16 protein-coding genes are annotated in these 17,853 nt (G+C 55.9%); 12 read left to right on the top strand and 4 right to left on the bottom strand.

The window, feature by feature from the left end:
• Positions 1–65 precede the first annotated feature (65 nt).
• From uvrA to secG, 12 genes are all read left to right on the top strand, one after another.
• Entirely contained in the window at positions 66–2,936 is a 2,871-nt protein-coding gene (gene uvrA, locus QMQ05_RS09430) for an excinuclease ABC subunit UvrA (RefSeq protein WP_345469493.1), read from the top strand.
• Positions 2,937–3,023: 87 nt separating this feature from the next.
• A complete protein-coding gene (locus tag QMQ05_RS09425; protein WP_345469492.1) occupies positions 3,024–3,728 on the top strand; it encodes an HAD hydrolase-like protein in 705 nt (234 codons plus the stop codon).
• Entirely contained in the window at positions 3,729–4,400 is a 672-nt protein-coding gene (locus tag QMQ05_RS09420; RefSeq protein WP_058254545.1) for a lysophospholipid acyltransferase family protein, read from the top strand.
• 3 nt (positions 4,401–4,403) lie between these two features.
• Positions 4,404–6,350 carry an excinuclease ABC subunit UvrC gene (uvrC, locus tag QMQ05_RS09415; protein ID WP_345469490.1) on the top strand — a complete coding sequence of 649 codons (1,947 nt, stop codon included), beginning with the start codon at positions 4,404–4,406 and terminating at the stop codon, positions 6,348–6,350.
• Positions 6,351–6,359: 9 nt separating this feature from the next.
• On the top strand, positions 6,360–7,253 hold the full coding sequence (gene rapZ, locus QMQ05_RS09410) for an RNase adapter RapZ (RefSeq protein WP_334122967.1): 894 nt from the start codon (positions 6,360–6,362) through the stop codon (positions 7,251–7,253).
• A gap of 5 nt (positions 7,254–7,258) precedes the next feature.
• The gene (locus tag QMQ05_RS09405; RefSeq protein ID WP_334122966.1) at positions 7,259–8,281 is read left to right on the top strand and encodes a gluconeogenesis factor YvcK family protein; all 1,023 of its coding nucleotides are present in this window, start codon (positions 7,259–7,261) and stop codon (positions 8,279–8,281) included.
• A gap of 27 nt (positions 8,282–8,308) precedes the next feature.
• Entirely contained in the window at positions 8,309–9,289 is a 981-nt protein-coding gene (whiA, locus tag QMQ05_RS09400) for a DNA-binding protein WhiA (protein WP_022876411.1), read from the top strand.
• A gap of 61 nt (positions 9,290–9,350) precedes the next feature.
• On the top strand, positions 9,351–9,980 hold the full coding sequence (locus tag QMQ05_RS09395) for a superoxide dismutase (protein ID WP_058254540.1): 630 nt from the start codon (positions 9,351–9,353) through the stop codon (positions 9,978–9,980).
• Positions 9,981–10,163: 183 nt separating this feature from the next.
• On the top strand, positions 10,164–11,171 hold the full coding sequence (gene gap / locus QMQ05_RS09390) for a type I glyceraldehyde-3-phosphate dehydrogenase (protein ID WP_058254539.1): 1,008 nt from the start codon (positions 10,164–10,166) through the stop codon (positions 11,169–11,171).
• Between the two features lie 16 nt (positions 11,172–11,187).
• Positions 11,188–12,417, top strand: a complete 1,230-nt coding sequence (locus tag QMQ05_RS09385) for a phosphoglycerate kinase (protein WP_334122965.1) — start codon at positions 11,188–11,190, stop codon at positions 12,415–12,417.
• Between the two features lie 3 nt (positions 12,418–12,420).
• Positions 12,421–13,236, top strand: coding sequence for a triose-phosphate isomerase (gene tpiA / locus QMQ05_RS09380; RefSeq protein ID WP_345469482.1), 816 nt, complete (start codon positions 12,421–12,423; stop codon positions 13,234–13,236).
• Positions 13,237–13,258: 22 nt separating this feature from the next.
• Positions 13,259–13,510 carry a preprotein translocase subunit SecG gene (gene secG / locus QMQ05_RS09375; protein WP_058254536.1) on the top strand — a complete coding sequence of 84 codons (252 nt, stop codon included), beginning with the start codon at positions 13,259–13,261 and terminating at the stop codon, positions 13,508–13,510.
• Between the two features lie 101 nt (positions 13,511–13,611).
• Here the strand turns inward: secG and QMQ05_RS09370 are convergent, their stop codons facing one another.
• From QMQ05_RS09370 to zwf, 4 genes are all read right to left on the bottom strand, one after another.
• Entirely contained in the window at positions 13,612–14,577 is a 966-nt protein-coding gene (locus QMQ05_RS09370; protein WP_345469479.1) for an FAD-dependent oxidoreductase, read from the bottom strand.
• 82 nt (positions 14,578–14,659) lie between these two features.
• A complete protein-coding gene (gene pgl, locus QMQ05_RS09365) occupies positions 14,660–15,400 on the bottom strand; it encodes a 6-phosphogluconolactonase (protein WP_345469477.1) in 741 nt (246 codons plus the stop codon).
• Complete coding sequence (locus QMQ05_RS09360) at positions 15,390–16,331, bottom strand: glucose-6-phosphate dehydrogenase assembly protein OpcA (protein WP_058254530.1); 942 nt, start codon at positions 16,329–16,331, stop codon at positions 15,390–15,392. Before QMQ05_RS09360 ends, pgl begins: the two co-directional genes overlap by 11 nt.
• The gene (gene zwf / locus QMQ05_RS09355) at positions 16,328–17,848 is read right to left on the bottom strand and encodes a glucose-6-phosphate dehydrogenase (RefSeq protein WP_334122960.1); all 1,521 of its coding nucleotides are present in this window, start codon (positions 17,846–17,848) and stop codon (positions 16,328–16,330) included. The genes QMQ05_RS09360 and zwf overlap by 4 nt, the downstream gene beginning before the upstream one ends.
• Positions 17,849–17,853 lie beyond the last annotated feature (5 nt).

Genomic DNA, 17,853 nt, shown 5'->3' with positions numbered 1-17,853 from the left:
AAAATTTCTGTGAGATAGGACCATTCGTACACTTATTCGAAGCAGTTTTCGATTAGTATGGCTTCGTGGCTATTACTGCAGAGAGCAAGAAAACAGATCTCACACGACTGGTCGTTAAGGGCGCGCGTGAGCACAACCTGAAAAATGTAGACATCGATCTGCCGCGAGATGCGATGATCGTCTTCACCGGACTCTCCGGATCCGGAAAATCTTCACTGGCTTTCGACACGATCTTCGCTGAAGGTCAGCGACGCTATGTCGAATCCCTTTCTGCCTACGCCCGAATGTTCCTCGGACAAGTGGATAAGCCAGACGTTGACTTCATTGAAGGCCTGTCGCCAGCAGTGTCGATTGACCAGAAATCCACGAGTCGCAACCCTAGATCTACCGTTGGCACGATCACGGAAGTCTACGATTACATGCGTCTTCTGTGGGCGCGAGTCGGCCGCCCACATTGCCCAATCTGTCATGAACCAATCTCTAAGCAGACACCGCAGCAGATCGTGGATCAGCTCATGGAGCTGCCAGAGAAGACGCGCTTCCAGATCCTTGCACCAGTGGTTCGCGCTCGTAAGGGCGAGTTCGTCGACCTCTTCGCCGAGCTCTCCTCAAAGGGCTTTGCACGTGCTCGCGTTGATGGCGAGACGATTCAGCTCAATGACCCTCCAAAGTTGGCTAAACAGGTCAAGCACACCATCGAAGTAGTGGTAGACCGACTGGCCATCAAGGAAGATGCGCGTCAGCGTCTGACCGATTCGATCGAAACCGCACTGGGGATCGCCGATGGCCGTGTGTTGGCGGACTTTGTTGATCTTGAGGCGTCGGACCCGCAGCGAGTTCGTGCGTTCTCAGAGAACCTGGCTTGCCCGAATGAGCATCCGCTAGCCATCGACGAAATCGAACCACGTACCTTCTCCTTCAATAATCCATTTGGTGCCTGCTCCGCATGCTCGGGTATTGGTACCAAGCTGGAAGTTGATGAGCACCTCATCGTCCCTGATCCGGAAGTTACCCTAGCTGACGGGGCCATCGCTCCATGGTCCTTGGGTAAAGCAACTACTGAGTACTGGAACCGCCTGATCGAAGGCCTGGGCAACGAGCTTGGCTTTACATTGAACACGCAATGGAAAGATCTGCCAGCCAAGGCTCGCGAAGCAATCCTTAACGGTAAGGACCACAAGGTTGTGGTCCAGTACAAGAACCGCTTCGGACGTGAGCGTAAGTACTCGACAGGTTTTGAAGGTGTCATTTCCTATGTGCACCGTAAGCATGAAGAAACAGAGTCTGATCATGCACGCGACCGTTACGAGCAGTACATGCGTCAGATTCCTTGCCCAACGTGTGGGGGAGCCCGTCTGAACCCGGCTTCACTCTCGGTGCTGGTCGGCGGACGTTCCATTGCTGAAGTATCCGCGATGGATTTGCGTAGTGCAGCGAACTTCCTATCGACCATCGAGCTTTCGGCCCGTGAAGCGAAAATCGCCGCACAGGTTCTAAAGGAAATTGACGCTCGTATGAAGTTCCTACTGGACGTGGGGTTGGAATACCTGACCCTTGAGCGTGCCGCTGGAACTCTTTCCGGTGGTGAAGCCCAGCGAATTCGCTTGGCGACGCAAATTGGTTCCGGTCTCGTTGGCGTGCTGTATGTGCTTGACGAACCATCGATCGGTTTGCACCAGCGCGACAATCGCCGCCTAATTGACACCTTGTTGCACCTTCGCTCCTTAGGCAACACTCTCATCGTGGTGGAACACGACGAAGATACGATCGCCGAAGCTGACTGGATCGTGGACATTGGACCAGGTGCCGGTGAGCACGGCGGTGAAGTGGTCCATTCAGGCTCTGTGGAAGGGCTGAAAGCCAATACTCAGTCGTTGACCGGCGACTACCTATCGGGGCGAAAGAAGATTGACGTTCCGGCCAAGCGTCGCAAGGTTGATAAGGGTCGCAAGCTCAAGGTTGTAGGAGCCAGCGAAAACAACCTGCAGAATGTTTCTGTGGAGTTCCCGCTAGGCTTGCTCACCGCGGTCACCGGTGTATCCGGTTCTGGTAAATCCACCTTGGTTAACGACATTTTGTACAAGGTGTTGGCCAACAAGCTCAACGGTGCCAAGCAAGTTCCAGGACGGCACACACGCGTTCTCGGCTTGGAACACCTCGACAAGGTTGTCCACGTCGATCAGTCACCGATCGGTCGCACGCCAAGATCAAACCCTGCAACGTACACCGGCGTTTTTGACCACATTCGTAAGCTTTTCGCGGAGACCAACGAAGCGAAGCTGCGTGGCTATCAGCCAGGTAGGTTCTCCTTCAACGTTAAGGGTGGACGCTGCGAAGCCTGCTCGGGCGATGGAACTCTCAAGATTGAGATGAACTTCCTGCCAGATGTTTATGTGCCATGCGAAGTTTGCCACGGTGCTCGCTATAACCGAGAAACTTTGCAGGTGCTCTATAAGGGCAAAAACATCGCAGACGTGCTGGATATGCCTATCGCCGAAGGAGCGGAATTCTTCAGTGCATTCACGCCTATCGCCCGTCATCTGCGGACCTTGGTCGATGTCGGATTGGGTTATGTTCGACTGGGACAGCCAGCGACCACGCTCTCTGGCGGTGAAGCGCAGCGAGTGAAACTAGCAGCCGAACTTCAGAAGCGTTCAAACGGTCGTTCTATCTACGTCTTGGATGAACCAACCACCGGTCTTCACTTCGAAGATATTCGAAAGCTACTGAAGGTACTTCAAGGTCTGGTGGACAAGGGCAATACTGTCCTGACCATCGAGCACAACCTCGATGTCATCAAGTCCGCAGACTGGGTAATTGATCTTGGTCCTGAAGGTGGCTCCGGTGGTGGCACGATTCTGGCAACCGGAACTCCTGAAAAGGTGGCTAAGGTCAGCGAATCACACACAGGAAAGTTCTTGGCTGAAATCCTTTAGAAAAAGGGACGCGGATCAGGAAAATATGCCTTTTCGGTCATGGATTCCTGACCCGCGCCTGCTTCATGGGAAGATGGCTAAGTGAATATGTCGGTAACAAGTGTGTTCTTTGATCTTGACGGGACCCTCGTCGACCCTGCAGGTGCCATTACTTCGGGGATTCGTCATGCCCTCGTGGCCCACGGTCTTTCGGATCCAGGTGAGGCACGTGTTGAAGCTCTAGTGGGACCACCATTGCAAGTCGGGTTGCGCACCCTTGATGGGGTGACCGACAAAAACATTGACTCCATCATTGCTGCATACCGCGACCGCTACGAAGAAGTTGGCATGGACGAGTCTCGGGTCTATCCGGGAATTATTCCACTTCTGGATGCCCTTCGTCGCGAGAATATTTACGTAGCAGTGACCACCGCAAAACCCGTGAACATCGCAAGGCTGCTTCTCGACCGTAAAGGCCTGACAGCACACCTTGACGCGATCCATGGGAATGCCGACGAACATGGTACCCACGGATCAAGCAAGACGCACATTGTGGCAGAAGCCTTGTCGCATGCCGGTGTTGATGCCACAACCAGCGTTGTCGTAGGGGACCGGTATTACGACCTCGACGCCGCCCGAGAGAATTCCGTTGCCTCGATTGGTGTGGCGTGGGGATTCGCTCAGGGCGATGAATTGGCTCGCGCCAACTACCAAGTCAACAACGTCAGAGAACTGGCAGGCGTTCTTCTCGGAGAACAAGCCGCCACTTCGATAGAAATGGAAACTAATGTCATGCAGGAAGGTGCAAAATAAATGAGCATCTACACCATGACCCGCGCCTCGATTCGCGGAATTATCCATGGCGTTTGTCGCGCCGAAGTAACCGGACTTGAGAATGTGCCCAAAGAGGGCGGATTCATCGTTGCTTCGAATCACCTTTCATTTTTTGACTCGCTAATTATCCAGGCACTGACTCCTCGCGATGTTGCCTTCTTTGCGAAGGCGGAGTACTTCACCACCCCAGGCATCAAGGGACGGCTGATGAAGAACTTCTTCGAATCAGTTGGCTCAATTCCTGTGCAACGTGGTGAACAAGCTGCTTCAGTGGCTGCGCTGGACTCTTTGGTTGACATTATCGAAGAAGGCGGCGGCATCGGCATTTACCCCGAAGGGACCCGTTCGCGAGACGGCAAACTCTACCGTGGGCGTACCGGCGTGGGTTGGCTCGCACTGACCACTGGCGTCCCTGTAGTTCCAGTGGGCCTCATTGGAACCGAGAAATTGCAGCCAGCAGGTTCAAAAGGTTTCAAGCCAGCAAAATTCCATATTCATTACGGTGAACCACTGCACTTCGATCAGCTGGGCCGCAAACATCCGCTACCTCAGCGTCGTCAAGCGACGGACCAGATCGTGGATGCTATTGCTGAGCTTTCTGGCCAAGAGCGTGTGGATTCATACAACCAGTTACCTCCAGACGCGAAATAACCTATGGCTGATCCAGCAAGTTACCGTCCGAAAACCTCGGATATTCCAACCAAACCAGGCGTTTACCGCTTCCGCGATGAACATGGCCGCGTGATCTATGTTGGAAAAGCCAAGGTCCTCCGTAATCGGTTAACCTCCTATTTTGCTAACCCTGACCGGTTGACGCCCAAAACACGGGCTATGGTATTTACCGCGGGTAGCGTCGAGTGGACTGTAGTCGGCTCGGAGCTAGAGGCGCTGCAGTTGGAATTCGTTTGGATCAAGGAATATAACCCTCGATTTAACATCGTTTTCCGAGACGACAAGACCTACCCGTACCTTGCTGTCACGCTCAATGAAAAATACCCCAGAGCACTCGTTATGCGTGGCGATAAGCGCAAGGGTGTCAAATATTTTGGGCCTTTTTATCCAGCCAAGGCTATTCGCGAAACTCTCGATACGCTCTTACGCGTCTTCCCCGTTCGAAGTTGCGCTCCGGGAGTGTTCAACCGGGCAGAAGCATCAGGCCGACCCTGCCTGCTGGGATATATCGATAAGTGTTCGGCACCGTGCGTGGGAAGAATTAGCGAAGAAGACCACCGTCAACTCGCCGATGACTTATGCACGTTCATGAACGGTGAAGCCACAAAATTCACCAAGGCCCTGACGACTAAGATGCAAGAAGCAGTCGCTGAACTTGAGTACGAAAAGGCTGCTCGATACCGCGATGACATCGCTGCACTGAATCGCGTCTTTGAACGCAACGCTGTGGTCCTTGACGATCGCACTGAGGCCGACATCTTTGGTGTGCATGGAGACGAACTTGAAGCCGCAGTTCAGGTATTCCATGTGCGCGACGGCCGCATCCGTTCGCAACGAGGATGGGTCGTTGAAAAAGTTGCCGACGCTTCCGACGCCGAATTCGTCGAGCAGCTCTTGACGCAGATTTATGCCGACCATGCGGATCGGATTCCACGCGAAATTCTCGTACCTGCATTGCCAGAAGACATCAATGATGTCACCACCTGGCTTTCGGAGCTACGCGGTTCGAAGGTATCTCTGCGTGTGGCACAGCGGGGGGACAAAGCAGCCCTAGCCGGCACCGTGAAAGAGAACGCGGAGCAAGCTTTACGATTGCATAAATCAAAGCGAGCCGGTGATATCACGACCCGTTCTTTGGCAATGCAAGAACTGCAAGAAGCACTCGGGGCCGAGCAAGCATTGCTGCGTATCGAATGCTACGACGCGTCCCACACTCAGGGCACGAACGTTGTGGCATCAATGGTGGTCTTTGAAGATGGACTTCCAAAAAAGAGCGAATACCGAAAATTTTCCATCACGGGTGAAGCCGCACGCGATGATACTGCCAGCATGTACGACGTGATCTATCGGCGTTTTAGCCGGTATCTCAAAGAGAAGGTCGACCCGTCAGTCTTCGTCACCGGGGCAGTAGAGGACGGCACAACAGGTGAGATGGAAAAGAAGAAATTCTCCTACCCACCGTCCTTGGTCATTGTTGATGGTGGTCCACCTCAGGTTGCTGCGGCGCAAAAAGCCATGGACGACTTAGGGATCGATGACATCCAAGTGGTTGGACTCGCCAAACGCTTGGAAGAGCTGTGGCTTCCCGATGACCCATTCCCGGTTATTCTTCCGCGTGCCTCGGCAGCACTCTATCTTGTGCAGCGACTTCGCGACGAGGCTCACCGTTTTGCAATCACCTTCCACCGCGAAAAGCGAGCAAAATCGATGATCTCCTCCGAACTAGACGCGATTCCCGGACTCGGCAAAGCTAAGCAAACAGCACTGCGTAAGCATTTTGGCTCAATGAAAAAGATCCGTTCGGCAAGCATTGAAGAGCTGTGCGAAGTTCCAGGTATCGGTGAGAAACTTGCGACCATCATCAAAGAAAACCTTGAAGATGCTTCACTTAGCGGTGTGAATATGACGACTGGCGAAATTGTCGACTAGCCTTGGAATATGACCGCTGAGTATGAAGCTGTAAAACCGCCTGAGTCGGAACTTGTGATCGTAACTGGCATGTCAGGTGCCGGTCGTACCACCGTTGCCCATGCTCTAGAAGACCAAGGGTGGTACGTGGTTGAGAACCTTCCACCAGCCATGCTTGGACCGCTGACCGAGCTAATGAGCCGGTCTCAGGGCTCGATTCCCAAGATGGCTGTCGTCATGGACGTCCGTTCAAAGGAAATGTTCCCAGAAATTCGAGATGCCCTGGCACATCTGACTTCCAGCGGCGTTAAATTTAGACTCGTTTACCTCAACGCCAGCGACGAAGTTCTCATCCGTCGTTTTGAACAGGGGCGTCGTCCGCACCCACTACAGGGTGACGGGCGAATTGTTGACGGTATTACCCTTGAACGCGGTATTACCGAACAGCTGAGGGAAGCAGCTGAAATCATCTTGGATTCAACCGCAATGTCAGTTCATGATCTGGCGCGCTCGGTTAATGAATTATTTAGCGAATCCGGTCCAATTATTCTTCGGATTAATGTCATGAGCTTTGGCTTCAAATACGGATTGCCGACCGACGCCAACTACGTCGCCGACGTTCGATTTATCCCTAACCCTCACTGGGTTCCTGAACTGCGCCCCCAGACCGGTAAGGACAAAGAAGTTTCAGATTATGTGCTGAGCCAAGAAGGTACCAAGGAGTTCATTGAGAACTACCTCAAGGCGTTGGAACCGGTGTTCGAAGGCTACCGCCGCGAGAACAAGCACTACGCCACTATTGCGGTGGGCTGCACCGGCGGTAAGCACCGCTCAGTAGCAACAACCATTGAGCTTGGACGGCGCCTTGCGCAGTTCCCTAACGTGCGCGTGAACATCAGTCACCGCGATTTGGGACGCGAGTAACTGTCATGGCTTTTGCAACTGGTCCAATTTCCATTCAGGGCCTTACCAGAGGTAGCGAACAACGTAATCCATCGGTGGTTGCCCTCGGTGGGGGACATGGTCTTTCCTCTTCGTTGTCAGCTCTTCGTAGGCTAACTACGGATCTGACTGCTGTGGTTACTGTCGCTGATGATGGCGGAAGTTCAGGCCGTCTGCGTGGTTCCTTTGACGTTCTGCCACCAGGCGATTTACGTATGGCTCTGGCTGCCCTCTGTGATGACAACGATTGGGGTCGCACTTGGCGAGATGTCATGCAACATCGGTTTGCGTCAGACGTTAATCAGGACGAACCACTGAACGGTCATGCGGTGGGAAACCTACTGATTTTGGCCCTGTGGGAACTACTGGATAACCCCGTGGCTGGTCTGCGTTGGGCAGGGGCGTTACTTGGTGCCCGAGGTCAGGTTTTGCCCATGAGCACCGTGCCGTTATCCATTAACGGCGAAGTTCTAGAGTCCGACGATAACGAGTCCTTGGTGCGTCGACGAATCGTGGGTCAAGCTAAGTTGGCTCGCGCTGGTTCCGGGGGATTAGTCACAAATGTTCACCTTGAACCAGCGGATGCACCGGCTTGCGCGGAAGCATTAGAGTCTATTGAACTGGCAGATTGGGTGATTCTCGGTCCTGGTTCTTGGTACACATCGGTGCTTCCACATTTGTTACTTCCAGACATGCGTCAGGCTATTGCTTCCACGACAGCGAAGAAACTACTGACCATGAACCTGTCGGTGGATACTGAGGAAACTGCTGGCATGGATGCCGCAGCGCACCTGGAAGTGCTCGGTCGGTATGCGCCAGGGGTGACTTTTGACGCGATCATCGCTGATGAGTCCAAGATTCATAATCGTGAGAGATTTGAGCTGGCAGCGCAAAAACTCGGCGCACGTGTCTTTTTTAGTACAGTAGGAGTATCTGACGGTCGTGCAGTGCATGACCCGTTGCGACTAGCGGCGGCCTATCATGAGGTGTTTACCGCGATCGGATCTTAGGAAGATCCAAGTAAGGGAGTTTAATTCATGGCATTGACGGCTTCCGTCAAAGACGAGCTGTCGCGGGTTGAGATTCGCAAGCCGTCGGTTCGTAAGGCCGAGGTTTCGACGATGCTCCGCTTCAGCGGGGGACTGCATATTGTCTCCGGGCGAATTGTCATTGAAGCTGAGGTGGACCTGGCCGCGACGGCCCGTCGCCTGAAGCTTGCCATTGGCGAGTTATATGGTCATGAAGCCGAGATCGTGATGGTCTCTGGCTCTGGCATTCGTAAGGGCAGTCGATACATCGTTCGCGTAGCAAAAGACGGTGAAGTTCTCGCCCGCCAAACCGGACTACTTGACCAGCGCGGTCGCCCCGTTCGTGGGCTGCCTTCGGTCATTGTTAATGGTTCCACGGCAGATGCTGAGGCGGTATGGCGTGGTGCCTTCTTGTCTCACGGTTCGCTGACCGAACCTGGTCGAAGCTCGGCACTTGAAATTACCTGCCCCGGACCAGAAGCCGCCTTGGCTCTGGTGGGTGCGGCACGTCGGCTCGGCCTGACTGTTAAAGCCCGCGAGGTACGCGGTGTTGACCGCGTAGTCATTCGTGACGGAGACGCGATCGCGCAACTGTTGACCCGTATGGGCGCCCACGATGCCTTGATGGTGTGGGAAGAGCGTCGCATGCGCAAAGAGGTCCGCGCCACGGCCAACCGGTTGGCAAACTTTGATGATGCCAACCTTCGCCGTAGCGCACAGGCGGCAGTAGCTGCCGGCGCCCGCGTGGAGCGTGCACTGACCATTCTTGGCGATGAAGTTCCCGAACATTTGCGTTACGCGGGATTGCTTCGCCTGGAACATAAGCAAGCCTCCTTGGATGAGCTCGGCCGCATGGCTGAACCGCCAATGACCAAGGACGCCATAGCTGGCCGTATTCGTCGATTGTTGGCAATGGCTGACAAAAAGGCTAGCGATCTGGGAATACCAGGTACGGAGTCCAGCGTTCCATTAGACGAAATGGAACACTAAAAGTGTCCCCATGGGAGCCCTCCCATGGAGATTCATCCGAAAGAGAAAATTGAGGAGAATCATGGCTGTATATTCGCTGCCAGAACTGCAGTACGACTACGCTGCTCTCGAGCCAAATATCTCGGCTCGCATCATGGAGCTGCACCACTCCAAGCACCACGCAACCTACGTTGCTGGCGCTAACTCGGCGCTGGAACAGCTGGCCGAAGCACGCGAAAAGGGCGAATTCGGTAACATTCCGAAGCTGTCCAAGGACCTGGCATTCCACCTGGGTGGCCACACCAACCACTCGATCTTCTGGAACAACCTTTCCCCAGAGGGTGGCGACAAGCCTGAGGGCGAGCTGGCTGCAGCAATCGATGAGTACTTCGGTTCCTTCGACGGTTTCCGTGGTCACTTCACCGCAGCAGCAATGAGCCTGCAGGGCTCCGGTTGGGCTGTACTGGCATACGATGCACTGGGTGGCCAGTTGGTTATCGAGCAACTGTACGATCAGCAGGGCAACGTTCCTGTAGCAACCACCCCACTGCTGATGCTGGACATGTGGGAGCACGCTTTCTACCTGGACTACGTCAACGTCAAGGCTGACTACGTCAAGGCATTCTGGAACATCGTGAACTGGGCAGACGTTCAGTCACGTTTTGAGGCTGCCCGCAACGGTGCAGCATCGCTGATCGTTCCAGGTAAATAAGTAATCTGGTAAGTTACCTCACATTCTGCGCCAAAATAGCGTAGTATGTTTCAAGTGTGTTGCGGATCCTGATGTTTCATCGGGATCCGCAAAGCACGGCACAACGGTGTGTCCTCTCAAAGAAGGCCACTACCGTCAGTGTGCGGTCGTGGCACAATCATCCCGTTTAGAGGAGATAGTCACGTGACAACCCGTGTTGGAATCAATGGTTTCGGTCGTATCGGACGCAACTTCCTGCGTGCAGTACTGGCCCACAAGGCAGACATCGAAATTGTCGCCGTCAACGACCTTGGTTCAATCGATTCGCTTGCTCACCTCGTGAAGTTCGACTCTGTACTCGGCCCAGTGGGCGAGGCAGTTTCCGTAGAAGGCGACACCATCGTCGTCGGAGAGCGCCGCATCAAGGTTCTTTCCGAGCGCGATCCAGCAAACCTCCCATGGGGAGAACTGAACGTCGACGTCGTTATCGAGTCGACCGGCTTCTTCACCAACGCTGAAGACGCTAAGAAGCACGTTGCAGCAGGTGCTAAGAAGGTCATCATCTCGGCTCCAGCCAAGAATGAAGACATCACCATCGTGATGGGTGTTAACCAGGACAAGTACGATCCTGCAAACCACACCATCATCTCGAACGCATCGTGCACCACCAACTGCTTGGCTCCACTGGCCAAGGTGCTGAACGACGAATTCGGCATCGTTGATGGCCTGATGACCACCATCCACGCATACACCGCTGACCAGCGCCTGCAGGATGCACCACACAGCGACCCACGTCGTGCCCGTGCTGCTGCACTGAACCTGATCCCTACCTCGACCGGTGCTGCTAAGGCTATCGGCGTGGTTCTGCCAGAGCTCAAGGGTAAGCTGCACGGTTACGCCATGCGCGTTCCAGTTCCAACCGGTTCGGCAACCGACCTCACCGTCAACCTGGCTCGCACCGCAACCGTTGAAGAAATCAACGCTGCATTCGAGAAGGCTGCTACCGAAGGTCCACTGGCCGACGTACTGGAGTACTCGACCGATCCACTGGTTTCCTCTGACATCGTCACCAACCCAAACTCGTCGATCTTCGACTCGGGCCTGACCACCGTTATGGGCAACAGCGTGAAGGTTGTTTCCTGGTACGACAACGAGTGGGGCTACTCCTCGCGACTTGTTGACCTTGTCGGATTCGTGGGATCAAGCCTCTAGTCGATAACCTAGAGATATGTCTTCTCACACTATTGACGAATTGATCGCTGACAACGGTGTCCGCGGACGGCACGTTCTGGTCCGAAGCGACCTGAACGTGCCGCTCGACGGTGCAACTGTGACCGATGACGGCCGCGTTCGCGCATCTTTGCCGGTCATCACCAAGCTGGTTGAAGCAGGTGCAAAGGTCATCGTGATGGCGCACTTGGGCCGCCCTAAGGGGCAGTTCGATGCGAAGTACTCGATCGCACCAGCAGCTCAGCGTTTGAACGAACTGGCGGATTTTGACGTAACGGTCGCCGAAGATGTTGTGGGCGAATCTGCTCGTAACTTGGCAGCAGACCTTGCCGAAGGATCCGTACTGGTTCTCGAAAACGTCCGCTTTGACGCTCGTGAAACCTCTAAGGTTGACGCCGAGCGCGAAGAGTTCGCCAAGGAACTCGCTGCATTGACCGGCGAGAACGGTGCTTACGTCAACGACGCTTTTGGCGCCGTCCACCGCAAGCACGCCTCCGTTTATGACATTGCCAGCCTGCTTCCTAGCTACCAGGGCGACTTGGTGGCTACCGAAGTCAAGGTCCTAAAGACCCTGACCGAGGCTCCAAAGCGTCCCTACGTGGTCGTGCTGGGTGGGTCCAAGGTATCGGACAAGCTTGCAGTGATCGATAACCTGCTGGGCAAGGCTGATCAGTTGCTGATCGGCGGCGGCATGGCATTCACCTTCCTCAAGGCACAGGGTTACGCCATTGGCGGCTCGTTGCTGGAAGAAGACCAGATCGCTACCTGCCAGGAATACCTCAAGCGTGCCGATCAATTGGGCTGCGAGATCATCGTTCCTGTTGACGTAGTTGTCGCCGAGAAGTTCGGCGCAGACGCGGCACATGAAATCTTGCCAGCTGACAAGATTGAGGAAGCAAGCTTCGGTTCCACCGGACTTGGTCTGGATATCGGACCAAAATCGGCCGAACAGTTCGCAAGCTACATCACCAGCGCAAACACCGTGTTCTGGAATGGCCCAATGGGCGTCTTCGAAATTCCGGCGTTCGCTGAAGGTACCCGCACCGTTGCTCAGGCACTGGCAAACTCTGAAGCATTCAGCGTTGTCGGCGGTGGCGATTCTGCAGCTGCAGTTCGCGCATTGGGCTTCTCGGAGGAGGACTTCGGTCACATCTCCACCGGTGGCGGAGCTTCCTTGGAGTACCTCGAAGGCAAGACCCTGCCGGGCGTTGCCGCATTGGAAGGTTAAGAAATGACCATTTCGCAGAACGGCGCCTTTGTGCGTCAGCCACTGATCGCTGGCAACTGGAAGATGAACATGGACCATGTCCAGGGCATCACCCTTGTCCAGAAGTTGGCGTGGACCCTCAAGGATCACGAGCACAACTACGATCGTGCTCAGGTGGCAGTATTCCCACCGTTCACGGATATCCGTGGCGTTCAGACTTTGGTTCTGGGCGACAAGCTGGAGGTCGTTTACGGCGCCCAGGATTTGTCGGCACAGGATTCGGGTGCCTACACCGGTGAAATCTCCGGTCAGTTCCTGAACAAGTTGGGTTGCACCTACGTGCTCGTAGGCCACTCAGAACGTCGTGAGTACCACAATGAAACCAACGAGGTGATTGCAGCGAAGCTGGGTGCAGCTTACCGCCACGAGCTGACCCCAATGCTGTGCGTTGGCGAAGGCTTGGAGGTTCGTAAGGCTGGCGAGCACGTTGCGTACACCTTGAACCAGTTGGCTGAATCGCTGGAAGGCGTGAGTGCTGAGCAGGCAGAGAACCTGGTTATTGCTTACGAGCCAGTATGGGCTATTGGTACCGGTGAAGTTGCAGGGCCTGCAGATGCTCAGGAAATGTGTGCTGCAATTCGTGGTGCACTGACCGAGCGCTTCGGTGAAGACATTGCTGAAAAGACACAGCTGCTTTATGGCGGTAGTGTTAAGGCAGCAAACGCGGCAGCGATCATGCGTGAGCGTGACGTTGACGGCGTGTTGGTTGGCGGAGCCAGCCTCGACGCTGAAGAGTTTGCTAATATTGTCAGGTTCGAGCAACATCTCGTTACCGACTGAATCTAGCTAAGGAACCGTCGACTTGGATATTATCAAGATCATTTTGCAGGTACTGCTGGGCCTTACCAGTGTCTTGCTCACTCTGCTGATCCTGCTTCATAAGGGTCGTGGTGGCGGTATGTCGGACATGTTCGGCGGCGGAATGACCAGCTCAATGGGTTCGTCAGGTGTCGCAGAGCGTAACCTGAACCGTATCACCATTATTCTTGGTCTGATCTGGGGCGCCGTCATTATCGGCCTCGCCCTAGTCCTGAGATTCAGTGCTGAAGGCTAAATGAAGCCCTAAGCCAAAAAGCAAACAACGGGTGCCTTCCACATAATGCGGAAGGCACCCGTTGAGTTTTAACGCAATATCCTCAAGTTCTCAGCCAGGTACTAGTGCTCGAGCAATTCAACGACTCGCTCGGCAGTGCCCCAAGACAGTGTTACACCACCGCCACCGTGCCCATAGGCCGCAATCACTGGGACTTCATGCCCGGCAACGCGTTCCAAACGGATGGTCTCGCGGGCAGGACGCAAACCGACCTTGTGCTCCAAAACGGCGCAGTCGGCCAGTTCTGGAACCAGACTGATCGCACGCGTGAGCATCGCCTGCGCGAGCTGCTCATCAACTTCAAGACGAGTATCGTTGGCAACATCGGTACCGCCGACAATGATGTCATCGCGTCGCGGAATAATGTAGGCAACACCGTCGGGATGATCATCATCGCTGAGCCAGTCACGCAGGCCCACAGTATTAGCTAGGCGAATCACCTGTCCACGGATGGGATAGACGCTCTGGTCATCTCCCAGCAGCTCGCCACCACGCAGGCCAGCTGCCAGAACCACTGCATCCGCGTCGGCAGATAGTTCGGCCATGGAGGAGACGGTGCGCTGTTCGAAAATCACGCCGAGCTGTCGGCACTGATTCTGCAGCCATTCAAGGTAGGTGGGCATGGTGATCACCGGAACGGTGCCGCTGGTGGCTGAGAGCGCGCCAGCGGGCACGGCAGAGGGCTCAACGACCTGAGCATCGGCGACATGACGAGTCCACGAACGATCGGCATCGGCACTGCGTTCAATGTCGACGCCGAAGCGGAGATCTACACCGGTCTCCGGTATCAGCGACAGTGCTTCGAAACGTGCCAGGGTCCGAGCCAGCAACACGTCGGCGGCCGGAGAATTCTCGGAATGGTAAGGGAACCAGATGGCCGCGGCCACCGCGGAGACGGTCTGCAGAGGTTCTTGATCGCTGATCACCCGAACTCTGTGGCCGTGTGAAGCCAATTCGTGGGCGGTGGACAGACCGATAACGCCTGAGCCAATCACCGTGAGATTCAGCGGGGAAGATAATTCTGGCATGAGAGTCCTTTTTGACGGGGTTAGCGCAAAAGGCCGGCTCTAAGAACCATGCGGTTCTCGGAGCCGACCTTTGCGGTACTAGCTAAAGTAGCGTTGAAGCAGCACGGTCAATGATCCACCGAGTTGCCTCGGTTCCATGAACAGCGCTGGCCGGAACAGTCACCTCGTTGATTTCGTGGGCGGCAGCAGCCAAGGCAGGGGCCTTGTCGGCGCCGGCAACAATGAGCCACACTTCACGCGCGGTATTGATGGTACCCATGGTCAGTGAGACGCGATGTGGTGGTGGCTTGGGGGAGTCATGAACCGCAATGGCACCAAGCTCTTCTGAACGTGTGTGGTTCGGGAAGAGCGAGGCGACATGCGAGTCTGGACCCATGCCCAGCATCAATACATCGAATACCGGAGAAGCAGCCCCTTCGGAGGCTTCGGCGGCGAGCAACTGCGTGTAGGCAACTGCTGCCTCTTCAGCGGTTTCGTACTGATCAGTGGAGCCCATAGCGTGCACAGTACCTCGATCTAACCCCAGCTCGTCTAAGGCAGCGAAGAGTTCCTCGGCCTGCAACACGTTGCGGTCTTCTGAATCTGCAGCGACAAAACGCTCGTCACCCCACCAGAAGTGCACCTGTGACCAGTTCACGCTGACCCTAGCCGGGTTCTCGGCCACCGCCTTGAGCGCAGCAATGCCCAAAGTACCGCCGGTAACGACAATGTGAGCGACCCCGCGCGCGGCCACTGCGTCGTTGATCGAGGTGATCAGACGGGCAGCAATGGCGTGCGCGGTGGATGCAACATCTTCATGGATGGTGATTTGCCTAGCGATCACTGGGAACAACGCTCCTGAGGTTGGTCAGATTCAGCCCCTTGGTGATGACTTCACCAAAGACATCGTCCGCATCCAGGCGACGCATTTCTTCGGCGAGGCATTCGGCGACCGAACGTCGTGGCAGAGAGATGCGCTGCGGTGCTGAACCTGGCAGGTAGAGGTGTGCTACCGCGCCGGAAGGGCGGGAGAGCTCCACATCGCCAGCTTCGCGGGTCAAACGCACGCTGGACAGGCCCCCAGTGGTTTTATCCGCAGCGATGGTCACCGGCACGTCCAAGCACATGGTCAGCCAAGCAGCCAGCAGGGTGGTGGACGGAGAATTCTCCGAACCCTTCACCGTAATGCCGGTCAGATCCTCGGTGCCCACCAGATCAATGATGCTGGCCAGCTGGGCACGCCAGAAGGTCAGGCGGGTCCACGCTAGATCGGTATCGCCAGCCTGGTAGGTGTCGATGCGGCCAAAGAGCGAAGCGGTCGGATCGTCCATCTCAGCTGAGTCGGTGATCCGTCGGTGAGCCAACTTGCCCAGCGCCGTACCGTAGGGATCCTTCGGCACACCATGCGGCCACCAAGCCACGATGGGAGCATCGGGCAGCAACAGGGCGGAAATCAGCGCTTCATCGGCGACCACGTCTGGGCCGTAGGTGCGCATGACGATGACTTCTGATGCGCCGGCGTCGCCACCAACACGGATCTGCACATCCAGGCGGTTCTTTTCGCTGGTATTGCCACGGACGACCACGATGATGCGGCAAGGGTGCTCACGGCTAGCCAAGTTCGCGGCCTCAATGGCGTTCTCCGCGAAACCCTCACGGGTGATGACCACCAGGGTCAACACGCGTGAGAGCGCCACCACGCCATGGGTGCGGCGTGAGGAGATCAGCTTCTTAGCCACCTTGGAGGTGGTGGTATTGGGAAGATCGATCATCATGGGCGTCGCCACGTCCTTCCATCTTTGGCCATGAGCTCGTCGCTGCTGGCTGGACCCCAAGATCCCGGTGCATAAGGATCAGGCTGAGTCGGCTGGGCAGCCCAGTACTCCTCGAACGGATCCAGGATGCGCCAGGACTGTTCCACCTCTTCATGGCGTGGGAACAGTGGCGGTTCGCCCAGCAGGACGTCTAGGATCAGGCGCTCATAGGCCTCGGGGGAGGACTCGGTGAACGCGTTACCGTAGCCGAAGTCCATGGTGACATCGCGGATCTCCATTTGGGTGCCTGGCACCTTGGAGGAGAAGCGGATGGTAGCACCCTCATCGGGCTGCACGCGGATCACGAAGGCGTTCTGACCAAACTCGTCGTCCTCGTGGTCGGTGAACAGCAGGTTCGGAGCCTTCTTGAAGACCACTGCGATCTCGGTGACGCGTCGACCCAGACGCTTACCAGCGCGCAGGTAGAACGGCACACCGTCCCAGCGTCGGGTGTTGATGTTCAGACGCACCGCGGCATAGGTTTCGGTCTTTGACTTCGGGTTGAAGCCTTCCTCATCGAGGAAACCGACGACTTCTTCAGCACCCTGCCAACCGGAGGTGTACTGGCCGCGGGCGCTGGCGGCGCCCAGATCCTCGGGCAGTTGGACTGCAGAGAGTACCTTTTCCTTTTCGCTGCGAAGGTGATCGGCGTTGAAGGAGATGGGCTCCTCCATCGCGGTCAGTGCGAGTAGCTGGAGCAGGTGGTTCTGGATGACATCGCGGGCCGCGCCCACGCCGTCATAGTAGCTGGCGCGTCCACCAATACCGATGTCTTCGGCCATGGTGATCTGCACGTGGTCCACGTACTTGTTGTTCCACAGTGGCTCAAACATCTGGTTGCCGAAGCGCAGGGCCAGCAGGTTCTGAACCGTTTCCTTGCCCAGGTAGTGGTCAATGCGGAAGACCTGGTCCGCAGGGAAGACCGATTCCACGATGGCGTTCAGCTCACGGGCGCTTTGCAGGTTATGGCCAAATGGCTTTTCGATGACCACACGTTCCCAGCCTGGGTTAGCGTCGTTGGCCAGCTGGTGCTCGGAGAGCTTCTGGCAGACGATTTCGAACCAGCTTGGTGGGATCGAGAGGTAGAAAGCGTGATTGCGTCCGGTGGAGCGAGAGTCAGCCAACTCGTCGAGGGTTTCGGCGAGTTTCTTATAGGCGTCGTCATCGTCAAAGGCACCGGAGATAAAACGCATTCCGGAGGCCAGCTGGGCGAAGACCGTTTCATTAAACGGGGTTCGGGCGCTGGCCAGGATCCATTCACGTGCCTGGTTCGCGAAGTCTTCAGCGCTCCAGTCGCGGCGGCCGAAGCCGACGATGGCAAAGTTTGGGGGCAAGAGCCCGCGATTGGCCAGGTCATAGACCGCTGGCATCAGTTTCTTGCGGGCGAGGTCGCCGGTGATTCCGAAGAACACCAGCGCGCCCGGACCGGCAATGCGGTTTAGCCGCCGGTCGCGGGCATCGCGTAGTGGATTACTCATTAGTG

The organism is Glutamicibacter sp. B1 (genome assembly GCF_039602135.1).
Lineage (GTDB): Bacteria > Actinomycetota > Actinomycetes > Actinomycetales > Micrococcaceae > Glutamicibacter > Glutamicibacter ectropisis.
This window is presented reverse-complemented; position numbering and strand designations above follow the sequence as displayed.